Raw genomic sequence first — 26,764 nt, forward strand, 5'->3', positions numbered from 1 at the left:
CTAGCATGCGCGATCACACCACGAAGTAAAGCGGGATTGTGAGCTTAGGCGATGGAACGCTTAAACAGCAGTGGAAAACAGTAATTCACGCAACCAGCGGTGTCCGGCATCGCGGTGCGTGCGTTCATGCCAGACCACGATTTTATTAAAACCCTGGATCGCTAAAGGAGGAGGCAAGACCTTCAAACCAGGTAAATCGTGCGTTAAGCGACGCGGCACCACGCTGATCAAATCACTGACGCGTAAGATCTCAGGTAAGACTAAAAAACTGCACACCGAAAGTGTCACACGTCGCGAACGTCCAATCGAGGCTAACGCCTCATCCGTCACGCCCTTGAAGTTGCCTCCCAAGTAGGAAACCAGGGCGTGGTCCTGTGCGCAGAAACTGTCGAGCGTTAAATCTTTCTGCGCAGACAGCGGGTGGTCCTCGCGCATGAGACACGCATACTCTTCATCGTACAGCGAGCGGGCGTGTAGATCGGGTGGGGCACTGTCTGGCGTGATCAACGCGATATCGATGTCACCTCGTTCAAACTGCGCAGATAACTGCTCGTTGTTAACGGGCAATACCGCCACGCGGATACCCGGTGCCTGCACTCGTAATGCGGCCATAAAAGGCACAATGACCGCACGCAGGGCATAATCGGTGGCCGCGATTTTGATGGTCATTTCGGCGGTCGCAGCGTCAAAGGCTTTGGGCTGCAACAGTTCTGACACTTCTGCCAGTATGGCCTTCACGGGCTGAGCCAACTCCAGTGCCCGCATGGTCGGGACAACGCCGCGCTGCACCCGCGTGAACAGCGGATCATCAAAACACTCTCTCAGACGCGTTAGCATGCCGCTAACTGCAGGTTGCGTCAGGGCTAAACGCTCAGCCGCGCGGGTGACGCTGCGTTCATCCAGTAAGGCATCCAGCGCTTTGAGCAAATTGAGGTCGAGGTTGCGGATATCGGTTTTCATCATCTTCCGGCGATGGCGTGGCAATACCCCATCATACGCTGCCACCAGATATCACGAAAACGTATATTAAAAATAAATAATGGCAATTGGTCTTATTTCATAGGGAGTCAGATACTTCACCCACGATTTATCCACGGTGAGACGAATGAAATGAAAATGAACGCGATTAACTGGCCAGAGGGATTTGTACCGGGCTTTAGCGATAACTATTGTTCCAACGAAGTGATCGTTGCAGGTTTAAGCACCCAGGATATCTGGCCTCTGCTGAATACGCCGTCACTTTGGCCGACTTATTACCAGAACTCGGCGAATGCGCGCTTCTATGACAATAAAGGCCCGGAACTGGCGCAGGGTGTCCGCTTCTATTTCGAAACCTTTGGCTTCCCGGTGGAAGCGCAGGTCACCGAGTACGTGGCACCCGAAGCGGGTGAAGCCGCCCGTGTTTCCTGGCACGGTTGGGCGGGCGAAGTGGGTAGCGACGACCGTTTAGACGTTCTGCATGCCTGGCTGATTGAAGATCTGTCTGACAATCGCGTGCGCATCCTGACTCAGGAAACGCAAAACGGCAAGCCGGCGGTCGAGCTGGCGAGCGCGAAACCCAATCCGATGATCAACGGTCATCAGGATTGGCTGGATGGACTGGTCGCGGCTGCGAAAGCGCGCAAATAATCCTTTTTTTTGCGCTAACGCGATGCAATGGGTTTAGATAGTTATGGTGGCCGCACTACCAGCATTTTGACTCATTAACTGGAGCGCTATCGTGTTAGTGGGGGATAAGTCATTACTTTGCGCTGCAATTGAGTGATTGTGGCGTAAATTATTCTAAAATTGACTAAATACAGTAATTAAACTTATGATATTAACGGATTTCCCATCTCTCAATTTTCGCTTCACTCGCCCATCTCATTGAATATAATAATTAAGACATTCGCCACTAAAGTTGTTACGCTCTTGGCCGATATCAACCAGTGAATATTTTTTACCAATTCTACGTATCTCAATAAATCATTTTCCCTCCAGACGAGGGAGATTTTTCAATCAAGGATTTGATGTGAATTTACCCTTTTCTAAAAAGGCAGCATCCGTTTTGATTGCTGCTTCACTCGCGACCAGCTGCGCCTCTATGAATGACTTTGCACGAGATTACGGTACTGCTGCTGGCTGTATTGGCGGCGCTGCGCTGGGTGGAGGTATCACTTATTTGGTCACGCACGATGCGAAAAAGGCATTAGTTGGGGGATTGGCCGGTGGCGTCGCGGGTTGCGTGGTCGGTAATGTGTGGCAAAACCGCGAGCAGGCGTTAGCGAAGATCGCGCAAGAAGAAAAAATCCGCATTAGCACTCAAGCGCTGAAAGCTCAGCAAAATAGTAAACAAGATCAGGTCGGCATTGTTGCGCAAGTTGAAGATGGAACAATGTTCAATGTTGATAGTGCAGAACTGACAAGTAGTGGTTTGCGCCAGGTACAAAAAATAGCTGCGGCCATGAAGGGGGGACAGCAAGATAACAGCGCAGTTCTGCTGGTCGTGGGTCATACCGATGCCAGCGGAAATGCTGGGTATAATCAGCAATTATCAGAAGCACGTGCCCACAATGTTGGCCTGGTGCTGGAGCAAAGTGGTATTAAAGCCAGCCAGCTCTATTTCCAGGGAGTAGGATCATCGCGCCCTCTGGCAGATAATGATTCAGCGACTGGTCGCGCTCAAAACCGCCGTGTTGAAATTGTTGCTCTGGCAAATGAATCATTACTCCGTCAGCGACTGGCGCAAGAAAGCAACAACCCTCTGTATTTACAGCACAGCTCGGCGGTTGATAGCCGGCTGGCCCGGACTGAAACGCCGCGTAAAAAAGCCCATCCTGACAATAAAGCGAAAGCAGCATCCCCCACTTCTGAAGCGGCCAAATCGCAGGAGCAAGATCAGGTCACTCAGCCAACTCAAGCGATTGCCGAAAGTAACCCCGCTAACTTTATTGATTTTGGGGGTAAACCCACCTCCTCACGTGTAACGGGTCTGGCGAGTAATTTAAAACCGCTATCGCAGGGTTTTAGTCTTATAAGCCAGGCGCAGGCGAGTAGTGTCACGGGGAGTTGCCTGACAGACCTGCCGCGAGTCAGTGGGCTGGCTAAGAATTTAGCGACGGGTCAATCTATTGGGCAGCACGATACTCGCGAATATCTCCCGAATATGAATGGACGTGCATGGGCTGGATTGGTCAACGGTAATCTTGTGACGTTGAGTCCAGTTTTTGTGCTGAAGGAGGGCGCACAAATTACGCGCAATCCACAGGTCTTTGTGACGCCAAAATATGCCCAGGGAAACAGAAAAACATTGCCTGGCATGACGGGTGTCGCCAATAGCTGGGAAGGGGAAGATAGCATTCTTTATCGGGTTTACATCGAAGATGCGCAGAAACAACCGGTTTCATGTGTTGATCTTCTCATACCTAAATCAGGCCAACCCGCTAAGCAGGGCCAGCTTTTTTATAGTAATCATCGTCAGCCGTGGCTGGCTGAATACGCGCCTCAGCGTGGATAAGGAATAAATCATTATGGAAATTTTAAATACTGTGTTGCAGGCGATTGCGACTTACCGTTATATCTTTTGGCCATTATTTGGTCTGATGGCATTGACCATTATTACCATTAAGTGGTGGGAACAAGTCCGTTATTTCTTCCTCAATTTAGCTTGTGCTTTACCTTTGGTGGGACATATTACTCGTCTGGCAAAAAGTCATGAGTCTCGTCGCATGGGGACCGGCGGACTCGTGTGGCATCCTGCTGAGGAAGCACTGTGTGGCAAATTTTATCAGTATCATAGCATTTCCAACCGCGATGCCGACTTCTATCTGCGTTGTGTTAATTACCTAAATAAGGTCGACGAGCGCGGGCGTAAGCCTACCAGCATTGTCTTGTGGTTGTGCAGTATTGCCCTTGTCATTCTGGAAGCGTTCATTTTTGCTTTGGTGTTGTCACCCTTTATTGCCAACAATATTTCGGCAAATCAGGCTGAGTTATCAGCGATTGTCGTTTCGGTTCTCATTGGGGTGATTTTGGTACCGGCCACACACCTGATGGGTACCCAGCTTCACAAAAATACCCTACTCAGTAAGATTCGCTATTGGCATAAAGAAGCAAAGCTGGAACACCAGGCTGAAGCACTGGTAAAAGACAATCGCGTTTCTCTGGAAAATAGCCGTATTGATGATGATGCGCCCGGCTATTTGCAGATGCTTAACCGCGTGCGCCACGGTATCGGCGCCAAACCAGAATATGTGCAAACGATCGTTACACTGTTGTTGATCGTGACGTTTGCTGTGGGTGCCTACTTCATCCGCGCCGCAACCATTAATGCTGCTGAAACACAGGCGGTGAATGGTACCCCGTTTAGTCAGACGAGCACTGCTGCCACTAACGCTTCGCCTTTCGAATTGCCTCAGCAAGCAGTCGATGATAATCAGCAAGCGGATAAACAAGCAGCGAAAGAAGTGAGTGACAATCGCGTCTTTGCTTCCAAACTGACGTTTATTATTTTGTCTGTCATTTTTATTGGTGTGCAAATTATCGGTATCTTAATTGGTTATTACCGATCATTAGTGGGCATTGAATCTAAGTTGGCTGCGAAATACATCGGCAATTTTAGTAGTTCTGAAGAGTTCGCTGCCTGGTATGCCATGCAACGTGAACGTGTAGAGCGTGATGCTCAGGACAAACTTGCTAGCCTGCAAAATCGTATGGCAATGCAGAGAGCCAGTAGTGCCAGTGTGGCTCAGAGTGAAGTGCGCACCTTTGACGATTACGTGCGCGGAAAAATGCGTGACAAGGCATTAGCGGATGACGAGCACCAACAGTTTAATGCCACGCGTCCTGTCTACAAGCCAGAGCCGATTATGCATCAACATGAGCCGATTTTAGTTGCGCCAACCGCACCTCCCGCTCCTGTGGCTGCAACGCTAGAAATCCCAACGAATCCAGTGACAAATACCGATTACAAAGCGCAAATTGCAGCTCTGGGTGACCTTACCCTGCTTAATGATGAAGAATTACAGCTACTGGCTGACGATCTTGATCTCCCGTTAGATGGCTTGTTAAATCGGCGCAAAGTGCAATTGGTTTTGAATAAAGCACGGGGTTGAACAGGTGAAATTCATCACAAGTTGTTTTCTGTTGCTGGCGAGTTTGAGCGCTTTAGCTCAGGCGGCAGACCGTAATGATATTCCGAGCTGTTATGATTATGCTCATCTTAGCCAGTATCGCCCGGCCAGCAGTGGCCGGGAATTGGTCGTAATCATCGATCAAACTGTGAAAGTCCCGCTGGAGATTAAAAACGCTAGCTGGCAGCAAATTCTGCGGTTTACACAGCCGGGTGATCGCGTAGTGCTCTATCAGTTCTCGGCCTTGTTGCAGAATAATTTTATGCAACGCTTGTTTGATGGTCGGCTAGAACCTTTACTCACTGATAAAGCCATCCGAGACAATCAGGGCATGGAAAGCCTGAAGAACCTGGATAAATGTTTGGCAGAGCAGCGACAGTATTTTGCAAAATCTTTCGGCGGACTGATGGCGAAAAGTTTTGCTGAGCAAGGAGACAACATTGCGAAGAGTGAAATTCTCGATAGTCTGAAACGTGTTAGTCAGGATTTGCAATCTGACGCGTCTACTTCACATACGCTGTTCCTGATCTCAGATATGCTGGAAAACAGCGCATTCGATAGTTTCTATCGTAATAACGCGCTGCGTTTGATCTCACCAGACAAAACATTGCAGCAGGTTAAACAACAACATTTGCTGGCCGATTTCGCGGGTGCCAAAATTTTTGTTGCCGGGGCGGGCCTCATTGATACGGATGCGAAGAACAACTATCGTTCTGGAAAAATTCTCCAACAGCTTGAAGCTTTCTGGCGCGACTATTTCACCGCATCAAATGGGGTGCTGGTGAGTTTCGGCGCGCCGGCACTTAATGTTGAACTGCAATAATTTATTTGAGTCTGTTTTTAATGATGTGCGGCAGCCTGGCACCGATAAACATATGCCGGTGGCAGGTTGCGCATCACGCGCGTGCGCGTCCAGTAAAAGTGCTGTGATAACAGTGGCTCCGACAGCGATGTATATTGAAATTGCACAAACACGCCACCGGGAGTCAGCGCCCGGCTGATTTGCGTCAAAATCCTTTCGCGCAACGCCTGCGGCAGGGAGAGCAGCGGTAAACCTGAGAAAATAGCATCGTAGTCAGTGCCTAACGTTTCTGCGGAATCAGTGTGCACCGTCAAACGCAGATCGTTGAACGCATTAAGCTTATGGGCTAATTGCGGATTGATTTCGTACGCCGCCAGCGTTGCATCGGCTCTCATGCTATGCAGTAAATGATGCGTCAGCACACCATCGCCAGCGCCGAGTTCGGCAATCCGTTGCGTCTGCTGCCAATCTACGGCTTCAGACATGGTGCGACACAGCGCAGAAGAGGAAGGTGCGATAGAACCAAAAGCGCGCGGGTTGGCGAAAAATGCCTGTAAATAGCGGGTTTTTTCTTTGAGTAATGAATACGTCGTTGTGATCACGATTATTACCTCCGGGTTATTGGAGGTGATTCAACCATCAATTTCTTAAGCAAAGCTTAAAGCCGTATTCTTTTATGCCCAGATGACAAACTTGTCATGATAAAGAAATGTCCTGGTATAAGTTCAGTTAAATCTCCCTCATTGCAAGGATTCTGAGCCTTTTAATTGGGTTTCCATAAAATCAGTCACATGGTGCATCCAGCATCGCATACCAAACAGATCCAGGATTAATCCGCTCCAGACCAGCGCCACACAAACCAGTAAAGCTAAAGCGACATAATAAGGGAATGCTGACATAAATCCGTCCTGGACATTAAAACATGCATGGCGCGACAGTATTCTATAAATGGAGCACGCCAGCAACCTAAATAGAATTTTTCGCCAGGCTTACACAACGCGATAAGAATTTCTGGTTAATTTGTGTAATACAGATGCGTTAAATTTCCCCCCACCGCAGATGCGCAGTAGGGGGACAATTTATTTAAGGGAAGGGTTAGCTTTTAGCGAAAATCCACAGATCCTCTTTCGGCAGTGAGACGCGGAAGCGCTGATTCCCGCGGAACTCCTTGCCATACGCGCGCAGCGCAAAATCATCCCCTTCGGTGCGGAACAGGTATTCCCAGCGATCGCCTAAATACATACTGGTGAGCAAGGGCAGCTCAAGTGCGTTGTCATCAGCGGTGTCAGCGATATTCATACGTTCGACGCGAATCACCGCTGTCCCATCCTGTCCAACCCGCACATCGCCACTCGGTTTACCCCATAGCGCCCATTTTGCCCCGGCAATGCGCGCCCGGCCGCCTTCAACGTGGGTGATTTTGCCGTGCAGACGGTTATTGCTACCCATAAACTCAGCGGCAAACAGCGTTGAGGGCTGGCTGTACATCTCTTGCGGTGTGCCTTGCTGTTCAATCACGCCGTTATTCAGCAACAGAATACGGTCAGAGATCGCCATGGCTTCGTTCTGGTCATGCGTCACCATTAAGGCAGACAGTCCGAGACGAATAATCAGCTCGCGCAAGAACACGCGCGCCTCTTCACGCAATTTGGCATCCAGGTTGGAGAGCGGCTCATCCAGCAAAATCACGGGCGGGTTATAGACCAGCGCACGACCAATCGCCACGCGCTGCTGCTGACCGCCGGAAAGCTGATGCGGGTGGCGTTTGCCAAGATGCCCGAGCCCCAGTTGATCCAACACCGCCTGAACGCGTTGATTAATCTCTGCTGTGGCCACTTTGCGTAACTTGAGCGGGTAGGCCACGTTCTCAAATACGGTTTTGTGCGGCCACAGCGCGTAGGACTGAAAAACCAGGCCGAGATTGCGCTCTTCAGCTGGGATTTCACTTTTCGGCGTGCCATCAAACACCACATTTTTGCCGATAGTAATGCGCCCCTGTGACGGTTTTTCCAGACCAGCCACGGCACGCAATAAGGTGGTTTTGCCGCTGCCGGATGGGCCCAGCAGTGAAACCACTTCGCCTTTTTTCAACTGCATCGATACGCCTTTCAATACAGGATTATCGCCGTACATCAGATGCAAGTTATCTACCGATAATTCAATCATGTAATTTCACTCCAAAGCGTAACGCGATGCCGAGGCCGATGACCACCAGCACGATATTAATCAGGGAGAGCGCAGCCACGATATCAATGGCGCCCGCTGACCACAGTGAGACCAGCATTGAACCGATGGTTTCGGTGCCGGGTGACAGCAGATACACGCCCGTTGAGTATTCGCGCTCAAAAATCAGGAACATCAGCAACCACGAGCCAATCAGGCCATGGCGTGACAGCGGTACGGTCACGTGACGCGTGGTTTGTCCGGGGGTGGCACCCACGCTGCGTGCGGATTCTTCCAGTTCCGGGCCGACCTGCAACAGCGTTGAGGAGATCAGGCGCAAGCCATAAGCCATCCACACCACGGTGTAAGCCAGCCAGACGCTAAAGATGGTTTGACGCAGGGAACGCAGCCAAACGATAAAATTCTCACGCAGCCAGTCAGCAACCGGCAGGCTGGAGAGCCAGCCGTTTTTCAGGGACTGATCGAGCCACATCGGAATGAACAGGAACACCCAGAGAAAAGCCAGACCGGCTAACAGACCCGGCACGGCACGCGGCACCAGCACGCTGTAATCCAGGAAGCGTGTAACCTGATCCTGCTTGCGATGCATGGCGATGCCGACAAACAAATAACAGATCACCGCCACCGCGCCGCCGATCACCCCAATCAGCATCGAGTTGACGATGGCACGCAACAGATTGGGTTGATCCCAGATACTGCGGAAGGTCGCGATGGATATTTCATCCCACAGTGAGACGCCGACGCCCCAATGCGAGATGAACGCACGCATCACCACGCCCAGTAGCGGTACGCCGATGGTGATGGTCAGCCAGGCCAACACCACCGCACCCGCAATCCAGCGCCATTTACCCAGCGGCAGGGCGCGCGCTTGTGACGCTTTGCCTTTCATGGTGACAAAACGGTTGGCGGTGCGCATCAGCCAGCGCTGCAGCATCACCAGCGGCACGGTAAAGCAGATCAGCACCACCGCCACGGCGGCCATCAGGTGGTATGAAGGCGTGCCGAGTTTGTTGGTCAGCTTATACAGATAGGTGGCGAGCACCATGTTGCCTTCCGGATCGCCCAGTACCAGCATCAGGCCGAACACCTCTAACCCCAGGAAGAACAGCAGCACACAGGCATACAGAATCGAAGGGCGCACCATCGGCAGGCTGACAGAAGTCATGACCTGCAACGGTGAAGCGCCGACAGTGCGCGCGGCTTCCTCCACATCGGAGCTGACGCTGCGCAGTGCCGATGAGATATAGAGATAGGCGTGCGGCACGTGGGTGAGTCCGGCGATCACCACGATGCTGGTCATCGAGTAGATGTTCCACGGCACCACGCCAAACAGTTGATTCGCCCATTGAGACAAGAATCCCACCGGCCCGGCGGCAACCACATAGCCAAAGGCCAGCACCATCGGTGAGACAAAGATCGGTACCAGAATCAACGGCTCAATCAGGCGGCGTCCTGGCAAGTTGGTTCTGACCATCAGGAAGGCCAAAATACCGCCGAGTGGAATAGCAATGATCACCAGACCAAACGCCAGAATAAAGCCCGACTCCAGCGCCTTATAAAAATCAGGATCGGAGAAAATAAATCCAAAAGAACCGAGAGTCAGCTCTTTCTTTTTGGCAAAGAACGGCGCGGAGAGAAAACTCTGCACCACAATAAACATCAGCGGCACGTAAATAACCAAAGCCGTGATCAGAACAATCAATGCACGTGGCAAACTCTGCCACTTTTTCAGTAACCTGCTCATATGCCAACCCTATCATACACCGGAGGCGAAAGGAGATGTTATGCGCCGCGACGAGCGCATAACGTGGGGAGCATTATTTCCCGGCGGCGGTACGCCACTGTTTAATAAATTCCAGGCGTTTTGCCGGTTCCAGATATTCCAGCAGAGATTCATCCACCGGAATCGGCTTCAAGGCGTTGCCCAACATTTTGGTCATACCGTCAATATCGTTTTTGCCTTCAATATCATTACGCAGGGAAGGGATGTCCGCCTGATTTGCCAGAATACTCTGTCCCTTTTCTGACAATACATAATCCAGCCACAATTTAGCGGCGTTCTCATGCTCACCCTCTTCGGTGATAAACGAAACGCGAGACAGCACCAGGATATAATCTTTCGGGTAAGCGATGCCCAATGCCGGATCGTTCTTCGCTCGGGCTTCCGCATAAGAACCGAGAATATTAAAGCCAATCAAATTCTCGCCTGAAGAGACGCGCTCCATCATCGTGCCGGTCGAAGATTGTACCGTCAGACCCCCTTTCGCCATCCCCGCCAGGTTTTCTTTGTATTGCGGATCCACTTTGCTGTCCTGAACCGTCAGCATGAAACCTAATCCTGATTTTTCAATATCGTAAGTGGTCACTTTATTTTTGAATTTAGCCGGATCGGCTGCAATCATTTTAGCCAGTGCGGTGTGAGAGTCAGGCGCGGTGTCTTTTGGGATGAGTTTATTGTTGTAAATAAACACCACCGGTTCGTAGGTCGTGCCGTAGGCTTTATTTTGCCACACCGCCCATTTTGGAATTTTTCCCTGCTCAGGAGAGGCATATTCCGCAGCGTAGTCGGTGGCCAGCTTCAACGCGGTATCCATGGATGAGCTCCACACCACATCACCGCTGCCGCTGCCGGAGGCTTGTTCACTGATGTAACGATTGTAGAGTTCGGTGCTGTTCATGTCGTTATATTCAACTTTGATGCCCGGATAGAGCGACTCAAAGCCTTTAATCAACGGGCCAGCAGCCTTAGTGTCAGTGGTCGAATACACCACCACCTTTCCCTCTTTTTTCGCCGCATCAATGACTTTTTGATACTCAGCGGGATAACCAGCAGGCACAGCGGCGAGCGCAGAGAAGGAGAGCCCAGCCATTACAGCGGTTGTTAAAAAACGCAGTGAGGTTTTCATACAGATCCTTTTGGTTACATTTGTTACAAGAATTTAACAGTAACCCATTGCGACCCCGATGCAATCCGCTCTGTAAAGTTTTTACAGCTTTTGTGACCTTAGTTAAATTATTCATTTCTTCGATAAATTATTTCACTCTCACTATTGGACTAATAAATCATTTTTCAGGGATGCGCTCATGAAATCCTTAATTGAACATTAAGAAAGAGATTCATTTATTCAGTTTTCAGAAAAAGATAATCACAAGCGGAAAAACTATTTTTCCCTTTTAAGGGAGATTTAAGTTTACCCGGTCATCATGAGCGCAATATGTTGACGGGGAAACCGATCATGACTGACACCTTCTCAGAATTAAAAGCGAAAGTACCGCAAGCCACGTTGTTGTTTTGGGTGCTAAAAATGATGTCGACGACGGTCGGTGAAACCGGCGCTGACTGGATCAACTTTGGGCTGGGCTTTGGGCTTACCGGCACATCCCTTATTTCTGCACTGCTGTTTTTATTCATCCTGCTATTTCAGCTGCGCGCACCCCGTTATATCCCATGGCTTTATTGGCTGACGGTGTTAATGGTGAGCATTACCGGGACCTTACTCACTGACTATTTGACCGATCAAATGCAGGTGCCACTGCTCTATTCAGTGGCGATGTTTGGATCGGGCCTGGTGATGGTGTTGATGTTTTGGCATCGCACTGAAGGCACGCTGGAATTCTCATCCATCAATACCAAAGGTCGTGAAATCTATTACTGGCTCGCCATTATGATCACCTTCGCGTTTGGTACGGCGCTGGGTGATGCGTTAGCAGAAAGATTATCGCTTGGTTACCTGACCACCACCCTGCTGTTTGCGGTGCTGATTGCGGCAACTGCGGCGCTCTGGCGTATCGGCAGGCTCAGCAGCGTGGCCTGTTTCTGGACGGTTTATGTGCTGACGCGCCCATTAGGCGCCTCCCTCGCCGATCTGTTCTCTCAACCGATTAAAGAGGGCGGATTGGGTTACGGCACCACGCCGGTCAATATTATTTTCCTGCTGGCGATGGCGATATTAATCGGCGCATCAACGCTCTACGGCCACTCTTCGCGCCAGATATCCAAACTCTAACCCGATCAGGATTGAATATATGCTTCAGCATCTGATGGATTATCTCTCGGGCAGTCACCTGATTGCTCTGGTCAACGCCGACCCGTTGTGGGTGGTGGCGATCGTTGCGGTGATGATTTTATGCGAAACCGGTTTAGTCATTTTGCCGTTTCTGCCAGGTGATTCGTTGTTATTCACCACAGGCGCCTTTTTACCGGCCACCTCTCTTTCACCTGTCACGGTGATCGCCCTGTTAACCGTTGCCGCGTTTATCGGCGATACGCTGAATTACCATATTGGCAAAGGTGCGGTGGGGCGGTTTATTTTACGGCGCCAGTGGCTGAAAGTTCAGCATCGTGAAAAGACGGAAGCCTTCTTTCGCAAATATGGCGCCGCCACCGTGTTTATCGGTCGCTTCGTGCCGATTGTGCGGACGCTCGCGCCGTTTATTGCCGGCCTGTCATCCATGCCTCGTTCGACATTCCTGCTGTGGAACTTCGCCGGTGGACTGGCCTGGTGTGGCGGTTTTATTGCGCTCGGTTATTTCCTTGGCGATATGCCCTGGGTGCGCGATCACCGCGAGTGGCTGGCGCTCGGCATTATTGGCGTTTCACTGCTGCCGGTGCTGACTGCGGTGATACGTCCTGCTCAGCAGGAAGAGTCATGAGAGTGCTGCTGGTCGAGGATGACCGCATGATCGGGGATGCGGTCTATGCGGCGCTAAAGGATGCCGCCTACGCAGCCGATTGGGTACGTGATGGCGAACAGGCGCTGCTGAGTCTGGCCACGCACAGCTACGATTTGGTGCTGCTCGATCTGGGTTTACCGCGTCGCGATGGCGTGGAAGTGCTGCAACAACTGCGTCTGCAGGGCAACCAGGTGCCACTACTGATCGTGACCGCCCGCGATGCACTGGAAGATCGCCTGAATGGCCTGGACGCGGGTGCCGACGATTATGTGCTCAAGCCCTTTGCCATGAGTGAACTGCTGGCGCGTGCGCGTGCGGTGATGCGGCGCAAAGCAGGTAATGCCGCGCCGTTGATGAGCAATGGTCTGTTAACGCTGAACCCGGCAACCCGCCAGGTGTGCCATCTGCAACGTGACGAAACCCACACGCTGTCGGCTCGTGAGTATGCGCTGTTGCAGGCGCTGATCGCCCAGCCCGGTCAGATTTTTTCGCGCAGTGAGTTAGAAAGCAAAATCTACGGCTGGGGCGAGGAAGTCGAGAGCAACGCGATTGAGTATTTCATTCACTCGCTGCGGAAAAAGCTCGGTAGCGATGCGATTCAGAACGTGCGGGGCGTGGGATGGAAAGTCTCAAAAGACGCCTGAGTGAATCCGTGCAGTTGCGGTTGTCGCTGGTGCTGTGTGTCGCCGTTGGCAGCATCGCCTTTCTCAGCGGCGTACTGGGATTTCTCTCTGCGTGGGATGAAGCACATGAGTTGCAGGATTCGTCGCTGCAGCAAATCGCCAGTCTCGCCAAAGACGGGATGCTGACGCCCGGCAACGGCAGTTTCATTAGCCCACCGCTACAGGATGAAGAGGCATCACGCATTGTGGTGCACTTCATCATGCCTGATGCTGAGCCAGCCGCTGATTTTCCGCTGCCCACGCATTTGGATGTGGGTTTTCACACCTTGAAAGTGAATCAACAAAGCTACCGCGTGCTGATAGAAAATATGGCGGGTGGCGTGCGCGTCGCGGTGGCACAGCGTGCTTCAGTACAGGAAAGTGTCGCACTGTCTTCCGCGCTACGCACACTGGTGCCGTTTGGCATTCTGTTCCCGGTATTGCTGTATTTGATCGCCGATCTGGTGAAGAAGATATTCAGGCCCATCAGACAGTTGGCCGCAGAGGTCGATCAGCAGCGCGACAGTGCCGCAATGTCGCTGAATGGCGCAACCATTCCCCGTGAAATCCAGCCCTTTATCACGGCGATCAATCGCCTGCTGCAACGTTCTTCTGACGCTATCACGTTGCAACGACGCTTTGTCGCCGATGCCGCTCACGAGCTGCGCTCCCCATTAACCGCGCTGATGCTGCAATCCGAGCGGCTGGCAAGCAGCGAACTTCCACCTGAGAGCCAGCATCGGCTGCGCGATCTACGTGCCGGTATGGAGCGTGCCAGCTGGCTGGTGGAGCAACTGCTGACCTTAAGCCGCGCCCAGAGTGGGGAAGCGGTGGCACTGCCGCCGGTCGAGCGCACACAAGTGTTCGCGGTGGTGAAACAGGTGATTTCCGATCTGCACCCGTTAGCGGAGCACAAAGCCCAGGATCTGGGGGTTCTCAGCATCAGTGATGCGGTGGTGAGGGTTCGCCCCTCTGATCTCTATACCGTGCTGCGCAACCTGTTGCACAACGCTATTCAATACACGCCGGAAGGTGGATGCATCGATATGGCTATCGTAAAGCATCACGGACAGGTGTTGATCACCGTCGAAGATTCCGGCCCCGGTATTCCCGCTGATAAACACACGCGAGTGTTTGACGCTTTTTATCGCATGGAAGGCAATGACGCCAACGGCTCAGGCTTAGGTCTGTCGATTGTCCACGCCATGCTGGTTCGTATGCAGGGTGAGGTGGTACTCGCTCCCGCCTCACGCTTCCCGTCAGGTTTAAAGGTAAGTGTTTCCCTGCCACTGGCTTAATTGATTACAAGGAGATAGCGATGTTTCTGACATCTGAGAACGCGGAAAATATTAACGACACGGTTTTTCTGCTGTTAAATGCGCCGGCACATGCATCGACGGCAATGCTGAGTTTTGGCAATGCCTGCGCGTCGTGGCTGATATTTATCTACCCGCTGGCGTTACTGATTTATTGGTTTAGTTTTAATCGCAATCATCAACAGGTGGCGTTGTCCGCTTTATTGACGTCACTGATAGCCTTGAGTATCAACGTGATCATCGGGGATTTCTTCCCGCATCCACGCCCCTTTATGGTGCCGATCGGCCACACCTTTATTTCCCACGTCGCAGACGCTTCATTCCCGAGCGATCATATGACACTGGCCTGTGCGATTACGATGAGCTTGTTATTTAGCCAACGGCAGATATCAGGTGCCGTGCTGCTGGTGATGAGCGGATTTATTGCCTGGGGTCGAATCTATATGGGGGTGCATTTCCCCGGCGATATGTTGGGTTCGGTGCTGGTGGCACTGGGATGTGCATTCGCTGTGAATAAAGCGGAACCGCTACTCACACCGCTGTTTGATAAACTCTGCAATTTGCATACTTATTTATTGGGGTATTTAAAGCTCACGCGCGTAAAACATTAATTGACGGATGATTAAACCGATGCGATTTTTACGCAGCCCTTATATTGCGCTGTTCATCAGTTGTGCATTGTTGTTTGCTATTCCGTTATTTGCCTGGGGCATTCACTGGAGCTGGAATGCCAACGATCAATCCGCGCTATTATGGTGGTTTTATTTGCTGACGCAGACCGTGAGTAAACCTTTTGGCTTTATCACTTCGGCGTTAATGCTGTTTGTTTTGATTTATACCTTAAATATTCGCCGGGGAGAGTGGCTTAAATTTGCGCTGGTGATGCTGTTGCCGGTGATCGTCGGGCAAGTGGCGGTAAGCGAAATTAAAAAGACTAACCAGGAGCCACGCCCCTATGTGGTGTGGCTGAGTCAGACGGACACTGAGATCGGTCGTCACTTTTATCAGGATGCTCCTGTCCAGCGGCAGCAGCTGATTACCCAACGGTTGGCTAATAACACCCAGATTCCGGACTGGCAGAAGCAGCACTGGCTGCAGCAGGTCGATCCGGCGTTTCCTTCAGGTCATACAATTTTTGCTGCTACCTGGGCACTTATGGCGGTGGCGCTGCTGGTGGCGCGCGGTAAGTGGTTGCTGGCTGGCGTTATTATGCTTTGGGCGTATGGCGTGATCATCAGTCGTCTGGCACTGGGTATGCACTGGCCGGGGGATCTGTTTACGTCGATTATGATTGCGCTGTATCTGAGCTTGCCGGCGGTGTGGTGGTGGTTGCGGTGGCGGAGTGCGGGCCTTAACGCCTCTGCGACTGCCGGGCCGTCCTCGCGCCGCTAGCGCGGTGCCTTCAGCTTTCACGTCGTGCCAACGGAACGTTCGGGTAAGGCCGTCCTGGCCAACCCGAACTGCCTTGCGCATCCATGGGCCAGACTCCTGGCCCAACGTAAAAGCCTCAGCGCTGCGGATAGCCCTTGCAGCCGCAGAGGCGTTATGGCCATTAACATCGAGCCCTTTTTAGCTAAACTTACTCAAGCTATTGAGTAAGTTTATTGCTGTTGATAGACCGGAGAATGCACCGATTTATCCATCAAAGGGTGTTGCTGGTTGTCATTATCAAAATGGCGGGGTTGATCCTCATCTCCCATATTAATTTTCCGCTCGCCGAGATCGAAAGGATAATTCTCGTACAGTTTATTCGGTGTGCCGGGATGCCAACTGGCGGGGGTTAATAGCCAGGTATTGGCGGTGCGTTCGACACCCATATTGGCTTCAACCTGGGTAACGGCCAGCAGGGAAAACGCGGCTAAGAGAATCGTTACGAGTTTCTGTTTCATGGTGGTCACCTTGTGGTTAATAACAACGGTTGTGTTGATAGCGTTATTTTCTCACTGTGGTGGTGACCACACTCAAACCTGAAGATGACAATTTTGACAGGCGATATTATTGCGGAATCGAGAAGGTAAAGGTGCTGCCTTTACCGAGTGTGCTGATGACCGCGACTTTACCGCCGTGTAACTCTGCAATGGTTTTCACGATCGCCAATCCCAGGCCGGTATTTTCGGTGCTGGTACGTGAAGGGTCAGCACGATAAAAACGCTCAAACAGATGCGGAAGATGTTCGGGTTCGATGCCTTCACCATTATCCTGCACGCTAAAATGCAGCCAGTGGGGCTCGCGAACCGCACGCAAAATGATCTCACCGCCATTGGGCGTGTAGTGCAGAGCATTCGACAGCAGGTTAGAGATGGCGCGCTGAAAATGCAGCGGATCGGCGATAAATGACTCATCGCCCGTTTGTATCAGCGTGATGTTCTTCTCCTCCGCCAGAATGTCGTAAAAGCCAATCAGACGACGGAACTCATTGGCGCTGTTCAGCGACTCCTTTTTCAACGGCTCGCGACTGTTATCGGCACGCGCCAAAAACAGCATCGAGGAGACGGTGCGCGACAGTCGTTCACCTTCTTCTACTATCGCCTCTAACGTCTCCTGATAATCTGCCGCACTGCGCGGTTGATTCAGGGTCACGCTGGCTGCTAAAATCAAATTATTGATCGGTGCGCGCAGCTCATGCGCGAGGTCGGAAGAGAAGCGCGTCAGCTGGGCAAAGGAGGCTTCCAGTCGCGTGAGCATACTGTCGAACGAAGAGGCTAACACAATTAATTCTGACGGCCAGCGCTCGGTGGCCAACCGCGTGTGCAGCTCTTCCACGTTGATGGTTTCAATCTGGCGGCTGATCACCCGCAGCGGACGCAAGCCTCGACGCGCCAGACCATAGCCGCAGGCAGCAAAAAGCAGGATCGCCAGCGCAGCAGCAATCTGCATGCGCGCCCAGTAATTTTCGATGATTTCATTATTGCGTGAGACGTTGAGCGCGGCCTGCACCAGCCACAGCTCTTTGTCTTTGAGCGGGAAAGTGGTGGCGGTAATCAGATACTTCTCGTGCAGCTCACCGTCATGGTGCTTCCAGCTCTGGTAGTTAAAGTCTTTGGTCGGGGCAGGATAGGCGGATTGCGGTACGCGCATATTTTTCGACTGAGACCAGACCTTGCCGTCGGGGCTGATAATGCGCAACGAAAGGCGATCCTGCTCGGCGATGAACTCGAACAGCTCCTTTTGCCACTGCTCCTGCGGCCCCTGACGTTCGCTAATGGTGCTGGCAATCTCTTTCTGGAACTGCAGCGTGCTGCGCAACTCATTGACATCTTTGCTGTTGAGCTGGTCGCGTAACGTTTGATAGAGCAGGCCGGAGACGCTGTACAGGACTATCGCCATCGCCACAGAGAAGAACAGGGTGAGACGAAAAGTGATCGGGACGTTACGGGGTATCAGCATGCTCTTTTTCTTCCAGGACATAACCGGCACCCCGGATGGTGTGCAGCAGTTTTACCTTGTAGTTATCATCAATTTTGCCGCGCAGACGGCGGATCGCCACGTCAATCACGTTAGTTTCAGGATCGAAATTCATGTCCCACACCTGCTCGGCGATCACCGTACGTGACAACACTTCACCGCTGCGACGCATCAACAGGCTCAGCAGCAGAAACTCTTTCTGTGTCAGCTCGATGCGGTTGCCTTCGCGTGAGACTTTGTGCTTCACAAAGTCCAGCACCAGCCCGCCAATCTGCAACTGGGATTCATCACTGCTCAACACTGCACTGGGCGTCTGACGGCGCAGGATCACCCGCGCGCGTGCCAGCAGTTCACTGAAAGAGAAGGGCTTGATCAGGTAATCTTCCGCGCCCAGCTCCAGCCCTTTGACGCGATCTTCAATATCGTCTCGCGCGGTGAGAAACATGACCGGTGTGGCGCGATCGGCTTGCCGCGCCATCTCCAGTAGCTTCCAGCCATTGATACCGGGCAACATCACATCGAGGATTGCAAGGTCATAATCGTGGGTAAGCAGCAGGTGCAGACCATCAATACCGTTGGCGGCCACATCCACCACAAAGTCATTCTCGCGCAGGCCTTTGGCGATGTAATCCGCCGCCATCTGCTGGTCTTCTACCAATAACAGTCTCATGCTTCCTCCGTTGCGTGGGTCAGCGCATCCAGCCGCGAACCGGTACGGTCAAACAGCAGATACAGTACCGGCGTGATAAACAGGGTGATGAATTGTGAAAACACCAGGCCACCGACCACGGCCACGCCCATCGGCTGGCGTAACTCGGCGCCAGCACCCCAGCCGCAGGCAATCGGTAGCGCACCCATGATGGCGCACAGGGTGGTCATCATGATGGGACGGAAGCGCTGCAAACAGGCCTGAATGATCGCGTCATGCGCGCTCAGCCCCTGCTCACGCTGTGCCGAAAGCGCAAAATCGATCATCATGATGGCGTTCTTTTTCACGATACCAATCAGTAGCAAAATGCCGATCATGGCAATAAAGGTCAGATCCAGTCCCATCAATCTGAGCGACAGCAGCGCGCCAACGGCTGCAGAGGGCAGGCCCAGCAGAATGGTAATGGGGTGGATCCAGCTTTCATACAGCATACCGAGAATCACGTAAATCACAGCCAGCGCCAGCACAATCAACCACACCTGGCTGCTCTGCGACTGCTGAAACAGCGCCGCTTGTCCGGCGTAGTTACCAAACACCGTGGCGGGCAGGTTGATGGCGCTTTCCGCCTGACTGATGGCTTGCGTGGCATCGGACAGAGACTTGCCTGGCGCAAGGTCAAAGGAAATGGTGATCGCGGGCAACTGGCCCTGATGGTTCACGGCGGTGACGCCCTGTACGCGGCTGATATGCGTAAAAGTCGACAGCGGCAACAGATCGCCCGACGCAGAACGGACATAGATCTGTGACAGGTCACTCTCGTTCTGACGGAACGGTTGCTGCACTTCCATGATCACCTCATAGCTGTCTTCCGGTGCATAGATGGTGGAAGCCTGCAATGTGCCAAAGGCGGCGTACAAATTGCTGCGGATCTGGTCGAGATCGACGCCCAGCAGTGAGGCTTTATTGCGGTCAATGGTGAGCTGGGCCTGTAAACCGTTGAGCTGGGCATCACTGTTCACACCGACAAAAACGCCGCTCTTGTTCATCTCCGCCATCAGTTGATTAGTGTAGTCGTTGAGGCTTAAGCCGCTGCTGCTGCTCACCGATTGCAGCGTGTACTGATAAGTACTTTTCGCTGCACGGCCTCCAACCTTAAAGTTCTGCACCGGACTGAAGAACACCTGAATACCTGGCATGTAGTGGGTTTCGGCGCGCATCTGCTGCAATACTTGCGCCATGGCCGGACGCTGGCTGGCGTCCTTCAGTGTAATGTTGAGCTGAGTGGTGTCGTGATCCACTTTCGTCACCAATGTCTCAACCGCGCTGTCCCTCAACAGCGTATTACCCAACTGGAAGGCCACTTCTTTACGCGCGTCGTAGGACATATCCTGCGGCGTATCGATATTCGCTGTGACCTGGCCGATATCCTCCTGTGGGAAGAAACCTTTGGGTGCACTGGTATACAGCCAGGCGGTGAGCGCCACGGTTAGCACCGCGACCGAAAGCGTGACCGCGCGGTGATCCACCGCCCAATTCAATCCGCGCGCATAGTGCTGGCGCAGGTTCTCAAACCCGCGCTCAAACAGCCGGCTCCATGTTGGTTCAGGTTTGGCGTGATGAGGATCATGACGCATCAAAATTGGCACCAGCAGCGGGATGATGGTGAGTGAGGCGGCAGCCGAGACCAGAATCGCCAGTGACACCACCCAGGCAAATTCATGGAACAGCAGGCCCATGGTGCCGGGCATAAAGAAGATGGGGATAAAAACCGCCACCAGCGACAGCGAGATGGAAATCACGGTAAAGCCAACTTCCCTGACGCCTTTCAGCGCCGCCTTTTTAGGATCTTCACCCTGTTCGATGTAGCGCATGATATTTTCCAGCACCACAATGGCATCATCCACCACCAGCCCGACGGCGATGGTCAATCCCATCAATGAAATGTTATCGAGGCTCAAACCAAAGGCATACATCAGGCCAAACGCACCCAGCAGCGAAATCGGCACGCTCAATGCCGGGATCACCGTGGCGCGCACATGGCGCAGGAACAGCAGGATCACCATGATCACCAGCGCAATGGTCAGCAGCAGGGTAAGGTTGACGTCGTGGATGGCGTTGCGTACCGAGATCGAACGGTCATTCAGCAACTGCATGTGCACCGACGCGGGCATCTGCTGCTGTAATTTTGGTAACAGTTGCTTGATGGTGTCGAGCGTCGCCACCAGATTAGCACCCGGCTGGCGTGTCACACTCAGCACGATGGCGGTGTGATTATTCACCGCACTGTGGCTCAGGGTGTTTTCGATGCTGTCCTGCACGCTGGCAATGTCTGCAAGCCTGACCGGCTGGCCATTGCGCGTTGCCACCACCACCTGACTGAAGTCGCTGGCATTACGCAGGTCGCCGCTGGTCTGCAACATCATCATCTGACGTTTGCCATCCAGCTCACCCACAGGGGAATTGTCATTGGCTGCTTTCAGCGCGGTGTGCAGTTCTTCCAGCGTCATGTTGGTGGCAGCAAGCTTGGCGGGATCGACTTCCACGCGCACGGCATAGCGCTTCTGACCAATCACCGTGACTTCCGCCACGCCCTTGATCATCGACAACGACGGCGAGATCAGATCGTCCGAGTAACGGTTGAGATCGGAGAGCGTCATCGAGGGCGAATCCAGACTGATCTGTGCAATCGGCGCATCCGCGGGATTCACTTTGCGGAAGGTCGGCGGCGTGGTCATCTGCGAAGGCAGTTTTTTCAGTGACTGATACAGCGCGGCTTGAACATCAACCGAGGCCGAATCGATGTTAACCGAGGGATCGAACTCCAGCACGATGGTGGTGGCGCCTTCGAGGTTGGTCGACGTCATGGTCGCCACACCCGGAATAGTCGCCAGATTCTTCTCCAGCGGGGTGGCTACTGAGGAAGCCATGGTTTCCGGGCTGGCACCTGACAGTGAGGCGTTCACTTTGATGGTGGGCGTATCAAATGTGGGCAGGGCGGCCACCGGCAAATGCTGCCAGCACACTGCACCTGCCACCATGATGGCGATCCAAAACAACAGCACGGCTATCGGCCGCTGCAAACAGCGTTCAGAGAAGGTCATGGCTGCATTACCGCCTTATCAATGTTGCTGGCGATTTGCACCGTCATGCCGGGGCGTAAGTTATTCGCACCTTCATTCACCACTTTAGTGCCTTGCGCGAGTCCATTGATCACCGCCAGCGACTGCTGCACGCGCAGCAGTGTAATGGTTTGTGCTTGCGCCTGGTTGTGCCCATCAATCACATAGACGAAGTGACCATCGGGGCCGTTTTGCACGGCTTGCGGCGGCAAAACCACGGCATCGGGCGTGACGCCCGCATCAACTTTGACGTTCTGGAACAGACCGGGCCACAGCAGGTGCTGATGGTTATCGAAGTGGGCTTTGAGCGTAATGGTGCCGCTGGTGGTGCTGACGCTGTTATCAATAAAGTCGAGAGTGCCTGGCGTCGGCTTACCGCTGGCGTCCTCCACCCAGACGGTCACCGGTCCCTGGGTTTGTGCTGCCAGTACCGGTTTCAAATCGTTCTCGGGCAGGGTAAACGCGACACCAATCGGATCGAACTGAATGAGTGATACCAGTGGTAAGGTACTGCCGGGTTGCACCAGGCTGCCGGGATGCACATTCAGCGCCCCGGTTTTTCCACCAACAGGTGCGGTAATGCGCGTATAGCCGAGGTTGACCTGTGCAGTTTGCACATCTTGCTGTGCGGCCTTGAACTGAGCCTGATACTGCTGAAGGTTACTTTGCAGCGTGTCCCAGTCAGACAAAGAGATGTAGTTTTTCGCTTTTAACAGGCGACCGCGTTGCAGATCATTCTGTGCTTTCACCAGCAACGCTTTGGATTCCCCTGCCGCGGCCACCGCCCGATCATAGGCGGCCTGCTGGCTGGCATCATCAAGCGTAAACAGTTGCTGCCCGGCTTTAACGAAATCCCCTTCATGGAAATCGACACTTTTCACCGTGCCAGTGAGTTGCGCCTGGATATCCACCTGGTTGAGTGGCACCACATGGCCCTGTGTTGCCAGCGTAATCGGTAGCGGTTTCACCGTGGCACTGATCATGCTCACCAGCACCGGGGCGTGGGCGGGTTTCACGGCCGCATCGGCCGGTTGTTTCGGCCAGAAATACCAGCCGCTCCCGCCGACGATCAAGCCGACCATCAGCAGAAGGGAGTGTTTAGATTGAAAAGCCATGGTGCCTCGACGAGCGTTGTCATTTTTCACAAGTTTATCGAAGGCCACCGAACAGAATGGAAAGAGGCAGATGACAAATTTGTCATCTTCAGATGCACAGATACTTCAGTGGGTTACAAAAAGAAAAACGCCACAGTGTGGCGTTTTAGCGGGTGAACCAGATAGTCAGAAAACTCACGACGGCGAACAGGCTCACTGCAATCGCCAGATACTCGCTGGCGGGATGAACAAACATCGATTTCATAAAAATATCCTCGTGGTCATGAGGCTATTTTCGCGAATCAAGATTAACTCAACCTTAGGGCTAAACCCTGTGCGCCAGTTACCGCGAAAAATCAATTGTGCGTCCAGTAAGTGCCTGTTTCCGGGATGGGCAGAAATTGCTGGTTCATCTCCCACAGCGTGTCATTGGGTGACATATCGTGGAACAGCTGTGGATGGAACGTTTTGGCAAAAAATTCGGCGGCCAGCAGATGCCATGGGCTCATGTAGAAGTTTTGCCAGAAGGCGGCGGCGCGCTGCTGTTGCACGGCGGGCAGGGCCGAGACCGTGCTGTCCTGGGCTAACGCACGCAGGAAGGTGGTTTTGGCTTGTTCCGCATTCACCAGTGGCCCGAGTTGTAGCGCGCTGGTCTCTTCCGGGCCCGAAGATCCGGTGGCGATATAGATATCGGGATTAGCGGCAATCACCGCTTCCGGGTTGAGCTGACCAAACACGGCGGGGAAGCGACCGGCGGCAATATTTTCGCCCCCGGCGAAGGCGATCAAATCCGCCAGATTGCCATGCGCCACCGTGGTACAGCATTCGGCTTTCTTACCCAGATGTAATTGCAGCATCACTTTCGGCCGCGTACCGTGCCAGTTGGCTAAGCGATCGCGAATACGCTGCATGTGCTGCTGATAGAACGCGATAAAGCGTTCGCTTTTGGCTTCATCATTGAGTGCTGCACCGAGCGTACGCAGACTGGCAACGGTATTCGTCAGCGGATCAACGCGGAAATCGAGAAACAACACTGGGATATTCGCGGCCTGTAGCTGCAGCATAAACTGCGAGTTATTGGGCGGAGTACGCGCATACACCGGCAGGATCACCAAATCCGGCTGCAGCGCGATAATCTTCTCTACATTCAGCTGCGAAAAGTTAGAGTTGCCAATCTGGGTAATCTTGCCAATCTCCGGGAAGGCTTTGACGTAACGATCCCAGGTCTGTTTATCCAGATTGCGCAGATCTGCAGGCCAGCCCACCACCCGTTTCGCCGGGTTGCCGTCTTCCACCAGGGCGAGGGTATAGATCATCCGGCTTTCGCCAATCACAATCCGCTGTGGATTATCCGGAACCTTCACCTGGCGTTGCAGGCTATCCGTCAGGGTTTTGCTCTGCGCCGCCAGTGGCAATAACAGCAGCAAAGTCAGTAGCACTCTTTTCATCGCATTGCTCACAGTAGGCTCCGCCCTGAAAGGCGGAGCGCAGCAGATTAGAAGTCGACAGCGGCCTGTAAGTACATAACGCGCGGTTCCCCTTCAATCACGCGCAGATTCCCGGCACTGGATTCATAGTATTCGCGGTTGAACAGGTTTTTCACGTTGAGCTTCAGCTGGGTGTGTTTACCGATCAACTGGCTGTCCCAGGCGATAAAGGCATCGGCCACGGTATAGGCGGGCATCACGAAGCTGTTTTCCGGATCGCCAGCACGAGTACCGACATAGCGTCCGCCGCCGCCCAGGCGCAGTTCACCCGGCAGCCAGGAGAAACGCAGGGTGTGGCTGAGATACAGGCTGCCCATATTGGTCGGGGCGTTCACCAGACGGTTGCCGACGTTGTCAGGATTCACGTTGTCGGAAACAATCTCAGTTTTGTCGTAGCTGTAGTTGGCGATCAGGTTCCAGTCAGGCGCAAACTCGCCGTTGACCTCCAGCTCCGCACCGGTCGAGCGTGCTTTGGGAATGTTGCGCGTCACGCCGTTAATGAAAATCGACATGTCCTCTTCATCAATGCGGTACAGCGCCAGTGTGGCCGCCAGATTGGGCGCAACCTGCCATTTAGAACCGACTTCCCAGGTGGTGCCTTTCTCGGTGGACGCCACGTTGCCGTCATCGTCGGTTTGGGTTGATGGCGTAAACGATTTGCTGTAGCTGCCGTACAGTGAGACATCCGGCAATACTTTGTACACCACCCCCAACTGCGGCAGGAAAGCGTTGCCGCGATCGTTGAGTGTGGTTTCTGGATCGATAAAGCCGTTGCTGGAGGTTTGGGTATAGCGCTGGAAACGGCCACCCAACACTGCAATCCATTTATCCGTCAGATGAATGCTGTCTTTGGCAAACACCGAGCGGCTATAAAGATTGGTGCGCAGATTGCTCAGTGCATCGTTATAGGTGCTGTCGCTGACGATCGGCTCTTCGCCGTACACCGGGTCGTACATATTGAAGGTGCGTGAAACAGTGCCGCGATAAGATCGCGCTTTATAGGTTTCGTTCTGCTCATAATCGACACCCACCAACAAGTCGTGCTGCATGCCCGCGATAGTGGGAGAACCGCTGATATCCCAGGAGACATATTCCGTCTGATGGTTGAAGCCGCGGTTAGCATCAGCACGGCGCGAAACGATACCGGTCGTGGTGTTGATGGCGGTGGCGCGCACTTCGTTACTGTCATAACGGCGCTGCATCCAGCCGTAGTTGAGATGCGTATCCCAGACATCATTGAGGTTGTAACCGTATGAGACGTTCAGGCGCTTGTTTTTGCCCCAGGCATGGTTCGCATTGTCGTCGAGACGACGGTTGTAAGGAATATCGACGGGTTTCCCGCCAATAAACGCCGTACCACGGTCGTAGGGCACATCGTATTTATACTCGACGTAGCTGATGTTGAAGGACGCGCGATCGCCGTACCAGCTTAATGACGGCGCCAGCAGGGTATGTTCGTTAACGCCAAAATTACGCCAGTAATCCTCGCGCTGACGTTCAGCCACCATGCGGAAAGCAAAGCCGTTACCGAGTGGACCGGTGATATCGACCATGCCAGTGCCACCGCCGTAACTGCTGGATTCACCGCTGATGTGGGTGTTCCACTCGTATTGCGGCTTTTTACTCACCAGATTGATAATGCCGCCGGGATTCAGAATGCCGTACAGCAGCGATGAGGATCCTTTCAGCACCTCAACATGATCGATGCTGGCATCCATGGTCAGACCCTGGTTACTGCGTACGCCGTCGATGAAGATTGAACCGTCGGTGTTGGAGCCGAAACCACGCTTAACAAAACCATCTTCAGTACCGCCCAGGGTATTGCCCTGGGTGACGCCACTGACGAATTTCACCGCATCATTCAGGCTGGTGACCTGATAATCCTTCATCACTTGTGGCGTCACCACGCTGATTGACTGCGGTGTTTCGTTGCGTGGCGTTGAGGTGCGCAGTGTCGCCGCCGCATCGTCCTGGTTGTAGCTGCTGGAGGTGGTTTCCGAAGCGGCTGTCACGGTCAAGGTTTGATCCGCGCCGCTGGCTGAATAACTGTACAGCAGGGTGGAAGCCAGTAATACCTGAGAGCCAGAGAGCGTATATTTTACCGCTGATGAAAATAAGCAAAGATACTTCATTAAGTTAAATCCGCATCAAAAAGGGAAATATTCAGAAGAGCGGATGGTAATGAGATTGATTTCCATTTACAACAAAATAATGCCGATTTTTCATCTCATTGACGTATTTTATTGATTATTTTTTTATTG

General features: G+C 52.9%; 23 protein-coding genes. 10 read left to right on the forward strand and 13 right to left on the reverse strand.

All coding sequences use genetic code 11. From position 1 onward, the window contains the following. Positions 1-60: 60 nt before the first annotated feature. Positions 61-960: a LysR family transcriptional regulator gene (locus F3J37_RS15440; RefSeq protein ID WP_166934223.1), complete on the reverse strand. Its 900-nt coding sequence runs from the start codon at positions 958-960 to the stop codon at positions 61-63. Between the two features lie 156 nt (positions 961-1,116). Here F3J37_RS15440 and F3J37_RS15445 point away from each other — a divergent pair, with 156 nt between their 5' ends. The 4 genes from F3J37_RS15445 (at position 1,117) to F3J37_RS15460 (ending at position 5,934) form a co-directional block, all read left to right on the forward strand. Further along, entirely contained in the window at positions 1,117-1,629 is a 513-nt protein-coding gene (locus tag F3J37_RS15445; protein WP_166934224.1) for an SRPBCC family protein, read from the forward strand. Positions 1,630-2,011: 382 nt separating this feature from the next. After that, complete coding sequence (locus F3J37_RS15450; RefSeq protein ID WP_166934226.1) at positions 2,012-3,496, forward strand: OmpA family protein; 1,485 nt, start codon at positions 2,012-2,014, stop codon at positions 3,494-3,496. A 13-nt stretch (positions 3,497-3,509) separates the two neighbouring features. Next, complete coding sequence (locus F3J37_RS15455; RefSeq protein WP_166934228.1) at positions 3,510-5,093, forward strand: hypothetical protein; 1,584 nt, start codon at positions 3,510-3,512, stop codon at positions 5,091-5,093. A 280-nt stretch (positions 5,094-5,373) separates the two neighbouring features. After that, on the forward strand, positions 5,374-5,934 hold the full coding sequence (locus F3J37_RS15460; protein ID WP_240154107.1) for a hypothetical protein: 561 nt from the start codon (positions 5,374-5,376) through the stop codon (positions 5,932-5,934). 17 nt (positions 5,935-5,951) lie between these two features. Here the strand turns inward: F3J37_RS15460 and F3J37_RS15465 are convergent, their stop codons facing one another. The 5 genes from F3J37_RS15465 to F3J37_RS15485 all read right to left on the reverse strand — a co-directional run bounded on the left by F3J37_RS15465 (position 5,952) and on the right by F3J37_RS15485 (position 11,003). Further along, positions 5,952-6,515, reverse strand: coding sequence for a class I SAM-dependent methyltransferase (locus F3J37_RS15465; RefSeq protein ID WP_166934231.1), 564 nt, complete (start codon positions 6,513-6,515; stop codon positions 5,952-5,954). A 138-nt stretch (positions 6,516-6,653) separates the two neighbouring features. Beyond that, complete coding sequence (locus tag F3J37_RS15470; protein ID WP_160867742.1) at positions 6,654-6,812, reverse strand: hypothetical protein; 159 nt, start codon at positions 6,810-6,812, stop codon at positions 6,654-6,656. 196 nt (positions 6,813-7,008) lie between these two features. Further along, a complete protein-coding gene (locus tag F3J37_RS15475) occupies positions 7,009-8,079 on the reverse strand; it encodes an ABC transporter ATP-binding protein (RefSeq protein ID WP_166934233.1) in 1,071 nt (356 codons plus the stop codon). Next, positions 8,072-9,841, reverse strand: a complete 1,770-nt coding sequence (locus F3J37_RS15480; RefSeq protein ID WP_166934235.1) for an ABC transporter permease — start codon at positions 9,839-9,841, stop codon at positions 8,072-8,074. Before F3J37_RS15480 ends, F3J37_RS15475 begins: the two co-directional genes overlap by 8 nt. Positions 9,842-9,914: 73 nt before the next feature. Continuing rightward, positions 9,915-11,003, reverse strand: coding sequence for an ABC transporter substrate-binding protein (locus tag F3J37_RS15485; protein ID WP_166934237.1), 1,089 nt, complete (start codon positions 11,001-11,003; stop codon positions 9,915-9,917). Positions 11,004-11,312: 309 nt separating this feature from the next. Here F3J37_RS15485 and F3J37_RS15490 point away from each other — a divergent pair, with 309 nt between their 5' ends. The 6 genes from F3J37_RS15490 to F3J37_RS15515 are packed head-to-tail and all read left to right on the forward strand — an operon-like array spanning position 11,313 to position 16,141. Continuing rightward, positions 11,313-12,104 (forward strand): COG4705 family protein, encoded by a 792-nt coding sequence (locus F3J37_RS15490; RefSeq protein ID WP_237449350.1) that lies wholly within the window; start codon positions 11,313-11,315, stop codon positions 12,102-12,104. A 19-nt stretch (positions 12,105-12,123) separates the two neighbouring features. Beyond that, on the forward strand, positions 12,124-12,750 hold the full coding sequence (locus F3J37_RS15495) for a VTT domain-containing protein (RefSeq protein WP_166934239.1): 627 nt from the start codon (positions 12,124-12,126) through the stop codon (positions 12,748-12,750). Further along, complete coding sequence (locus tag F3J37_RS15500; RefSeq protein WP_166934241.1) at positions 12,747-13,415, forward strand: response regulator; 669 nt, start codon at positions 12,747-12,749, stop codon at positions 13,413-13,415. Before F3J37_RS15495 ends, F3J37_RS15500 begins: the two co-directional genes overlap by 4 nt. Next, positions 13,391-14,731: an ATP-binding protein gene (locus F3J37_RS15505; RefSeq protein ID WP_166934243.1), complete on the forward strand. Its 1,341-nt coding sequence runs from the start codon at positions 13,391-13,393 to the stop codon at positions 14,729-14,731. The genes F3J37_RS15500 and F3J37_RS15505 overlap by 25 nt, the downstream gene beginning before the upstream one ends. 20 nt (positions 14,732-14,751) lie before the next feature. Beyond that, positions 14,752-15,360, forward strand: coding sequence for an undecaprenyl-diphosphatase (locus tag F3J37_RS15510; protein WP_166934244.1), 609 nt, complete (start codon positions 14,752-14,754; stop codon positions 15,358-15,360). 19 nt (positions 15,361-15,379) lie between these two features. Next, positions 15,380-16,141 (forward strand): phosphatase PAP2 family protein, encoded by a 762-nt coding sequence (locus F3J37_RS15515; protein WP_166934246.1) that lies wholly within the window; start codon positions 15,380-15,382, stop codon positions 16,139-16,141. A gap of 209 nt (positions 16,142-16,350) precedes the next feature. Here F3J37_RS15515 and F3J37_RS15520 read toward each other — a convergent pair whose 3' ends face one another. The 7 genes from F3J37_RS15520 to F3J37_RS15550 all read right to left on the reverse strand — a co-directional run bounded on the left by F3J37_RS15520 (position 16,351) and on the right by F3J37_RS15550 (position 26,635). Beyond that, on the reverse strand, positions 16,351-16,638 hold the full coding sequence (locus F3J37_RS15520; RefSeq protein WP_166934248.1) for a hypothetical protein: 288 nt from the start codon (positions 16,636-16,638) through the stop codon (positions 16,351-16,353). Positions 16,639-16,744: 106 nt separating this feature from the next. After that, entirely contained in the window at positions 16,745-18,136 is a 1,392-nt protein-coding gene (locus F3J37_RS15525) for a heavy metal sensor histidine kinase (RefSeq protein WP_166934250.1), read from the reverse strand. After that, positions 18,120-18,824 (reverse strand): heavy metal response regulator transcription factor, encoded by a 705-nt coding sequence (locus tag F3J37_RS15530; RefSeq protein WP_034829737.1) that lies wholly within the window; start codon positions 18,822-18,824, stop codon positions 18,120-18,122. The genes F3J37_RS15525 and F3J37_RS15530 overlap by 17 nt, the downstream gene beginning before the upstream one ends. Continuing rightward, positions 18,821-21,904, reverse strand: a complete 3,084-nt coding sequence (locus F3J37_RS15535) for an efflux RND transporter permease subunit (protein ID WP_166934252.1) — start codon at positions 21,902-21,904, stop codon at positions 18,821-18,823. Before F3J37_RS15535 ends, F3J37_RS15530 begins: the two co-directional genes overlap by 4 nt. Further along, positions 21,901-23,037, reverse strand: a complete 1,137-nt coding sequence (locus tag F3J37_RS15540; protein WP_166934253.1) for an efflux RND transporter periplasmic adaptor subunit — start codon at positions 23,035-23,037, stop codon at positions 21,901-21,903. Before F3J37_RS15540 ends, F3J37_RS15535 begins: the two co-directional genes overlap by 4 nt. A gap of 335 nt (positions 23,038-23,372) precedes the next feature. Continuing rightward, the gene (locus F3J37_RS15545; RefSeq protein WP_166934254.1) at positions 23,373-24,464 is read right to left on the reverse strand and encodes an ABC transporter substrate-binding protein; all 1,092 of its coding nucleotides are present in this window, start codon (positions 24,462-24,464) and stop codon (positions 23,373-23,375) included. 47 nt (positions 24,465-24,511) lie between these two features. Continuing rightward, positions 24,512-26,635 carry a TonB-dependent siderophore receptor gene (locus F3J37_RS15550; RefSeq protein WP_205298960.1) on the reverse strand — a complete coding sequence of 708 codons (2,124 nt, stop codon included), beginning with the start codon at positions 26,633-26,635 and terminating at the stop codon, positions 24,512-24,514. Between the last annotated feature and the right edge of the window lie 129 nt (positions 26,636-26,764).

The sequence above is a fragment of the Candidatus Pantoea communis genome (assembly GCF_011752685.1).
In the GTDB taxonomy this organism is placed as follows: domain Bacteria; phylum Pseudomonadota; class Gammaproteobacteria; order Enterobacterales; family Enterobacteriaceae; genus Pantoea; species Pantoea communis.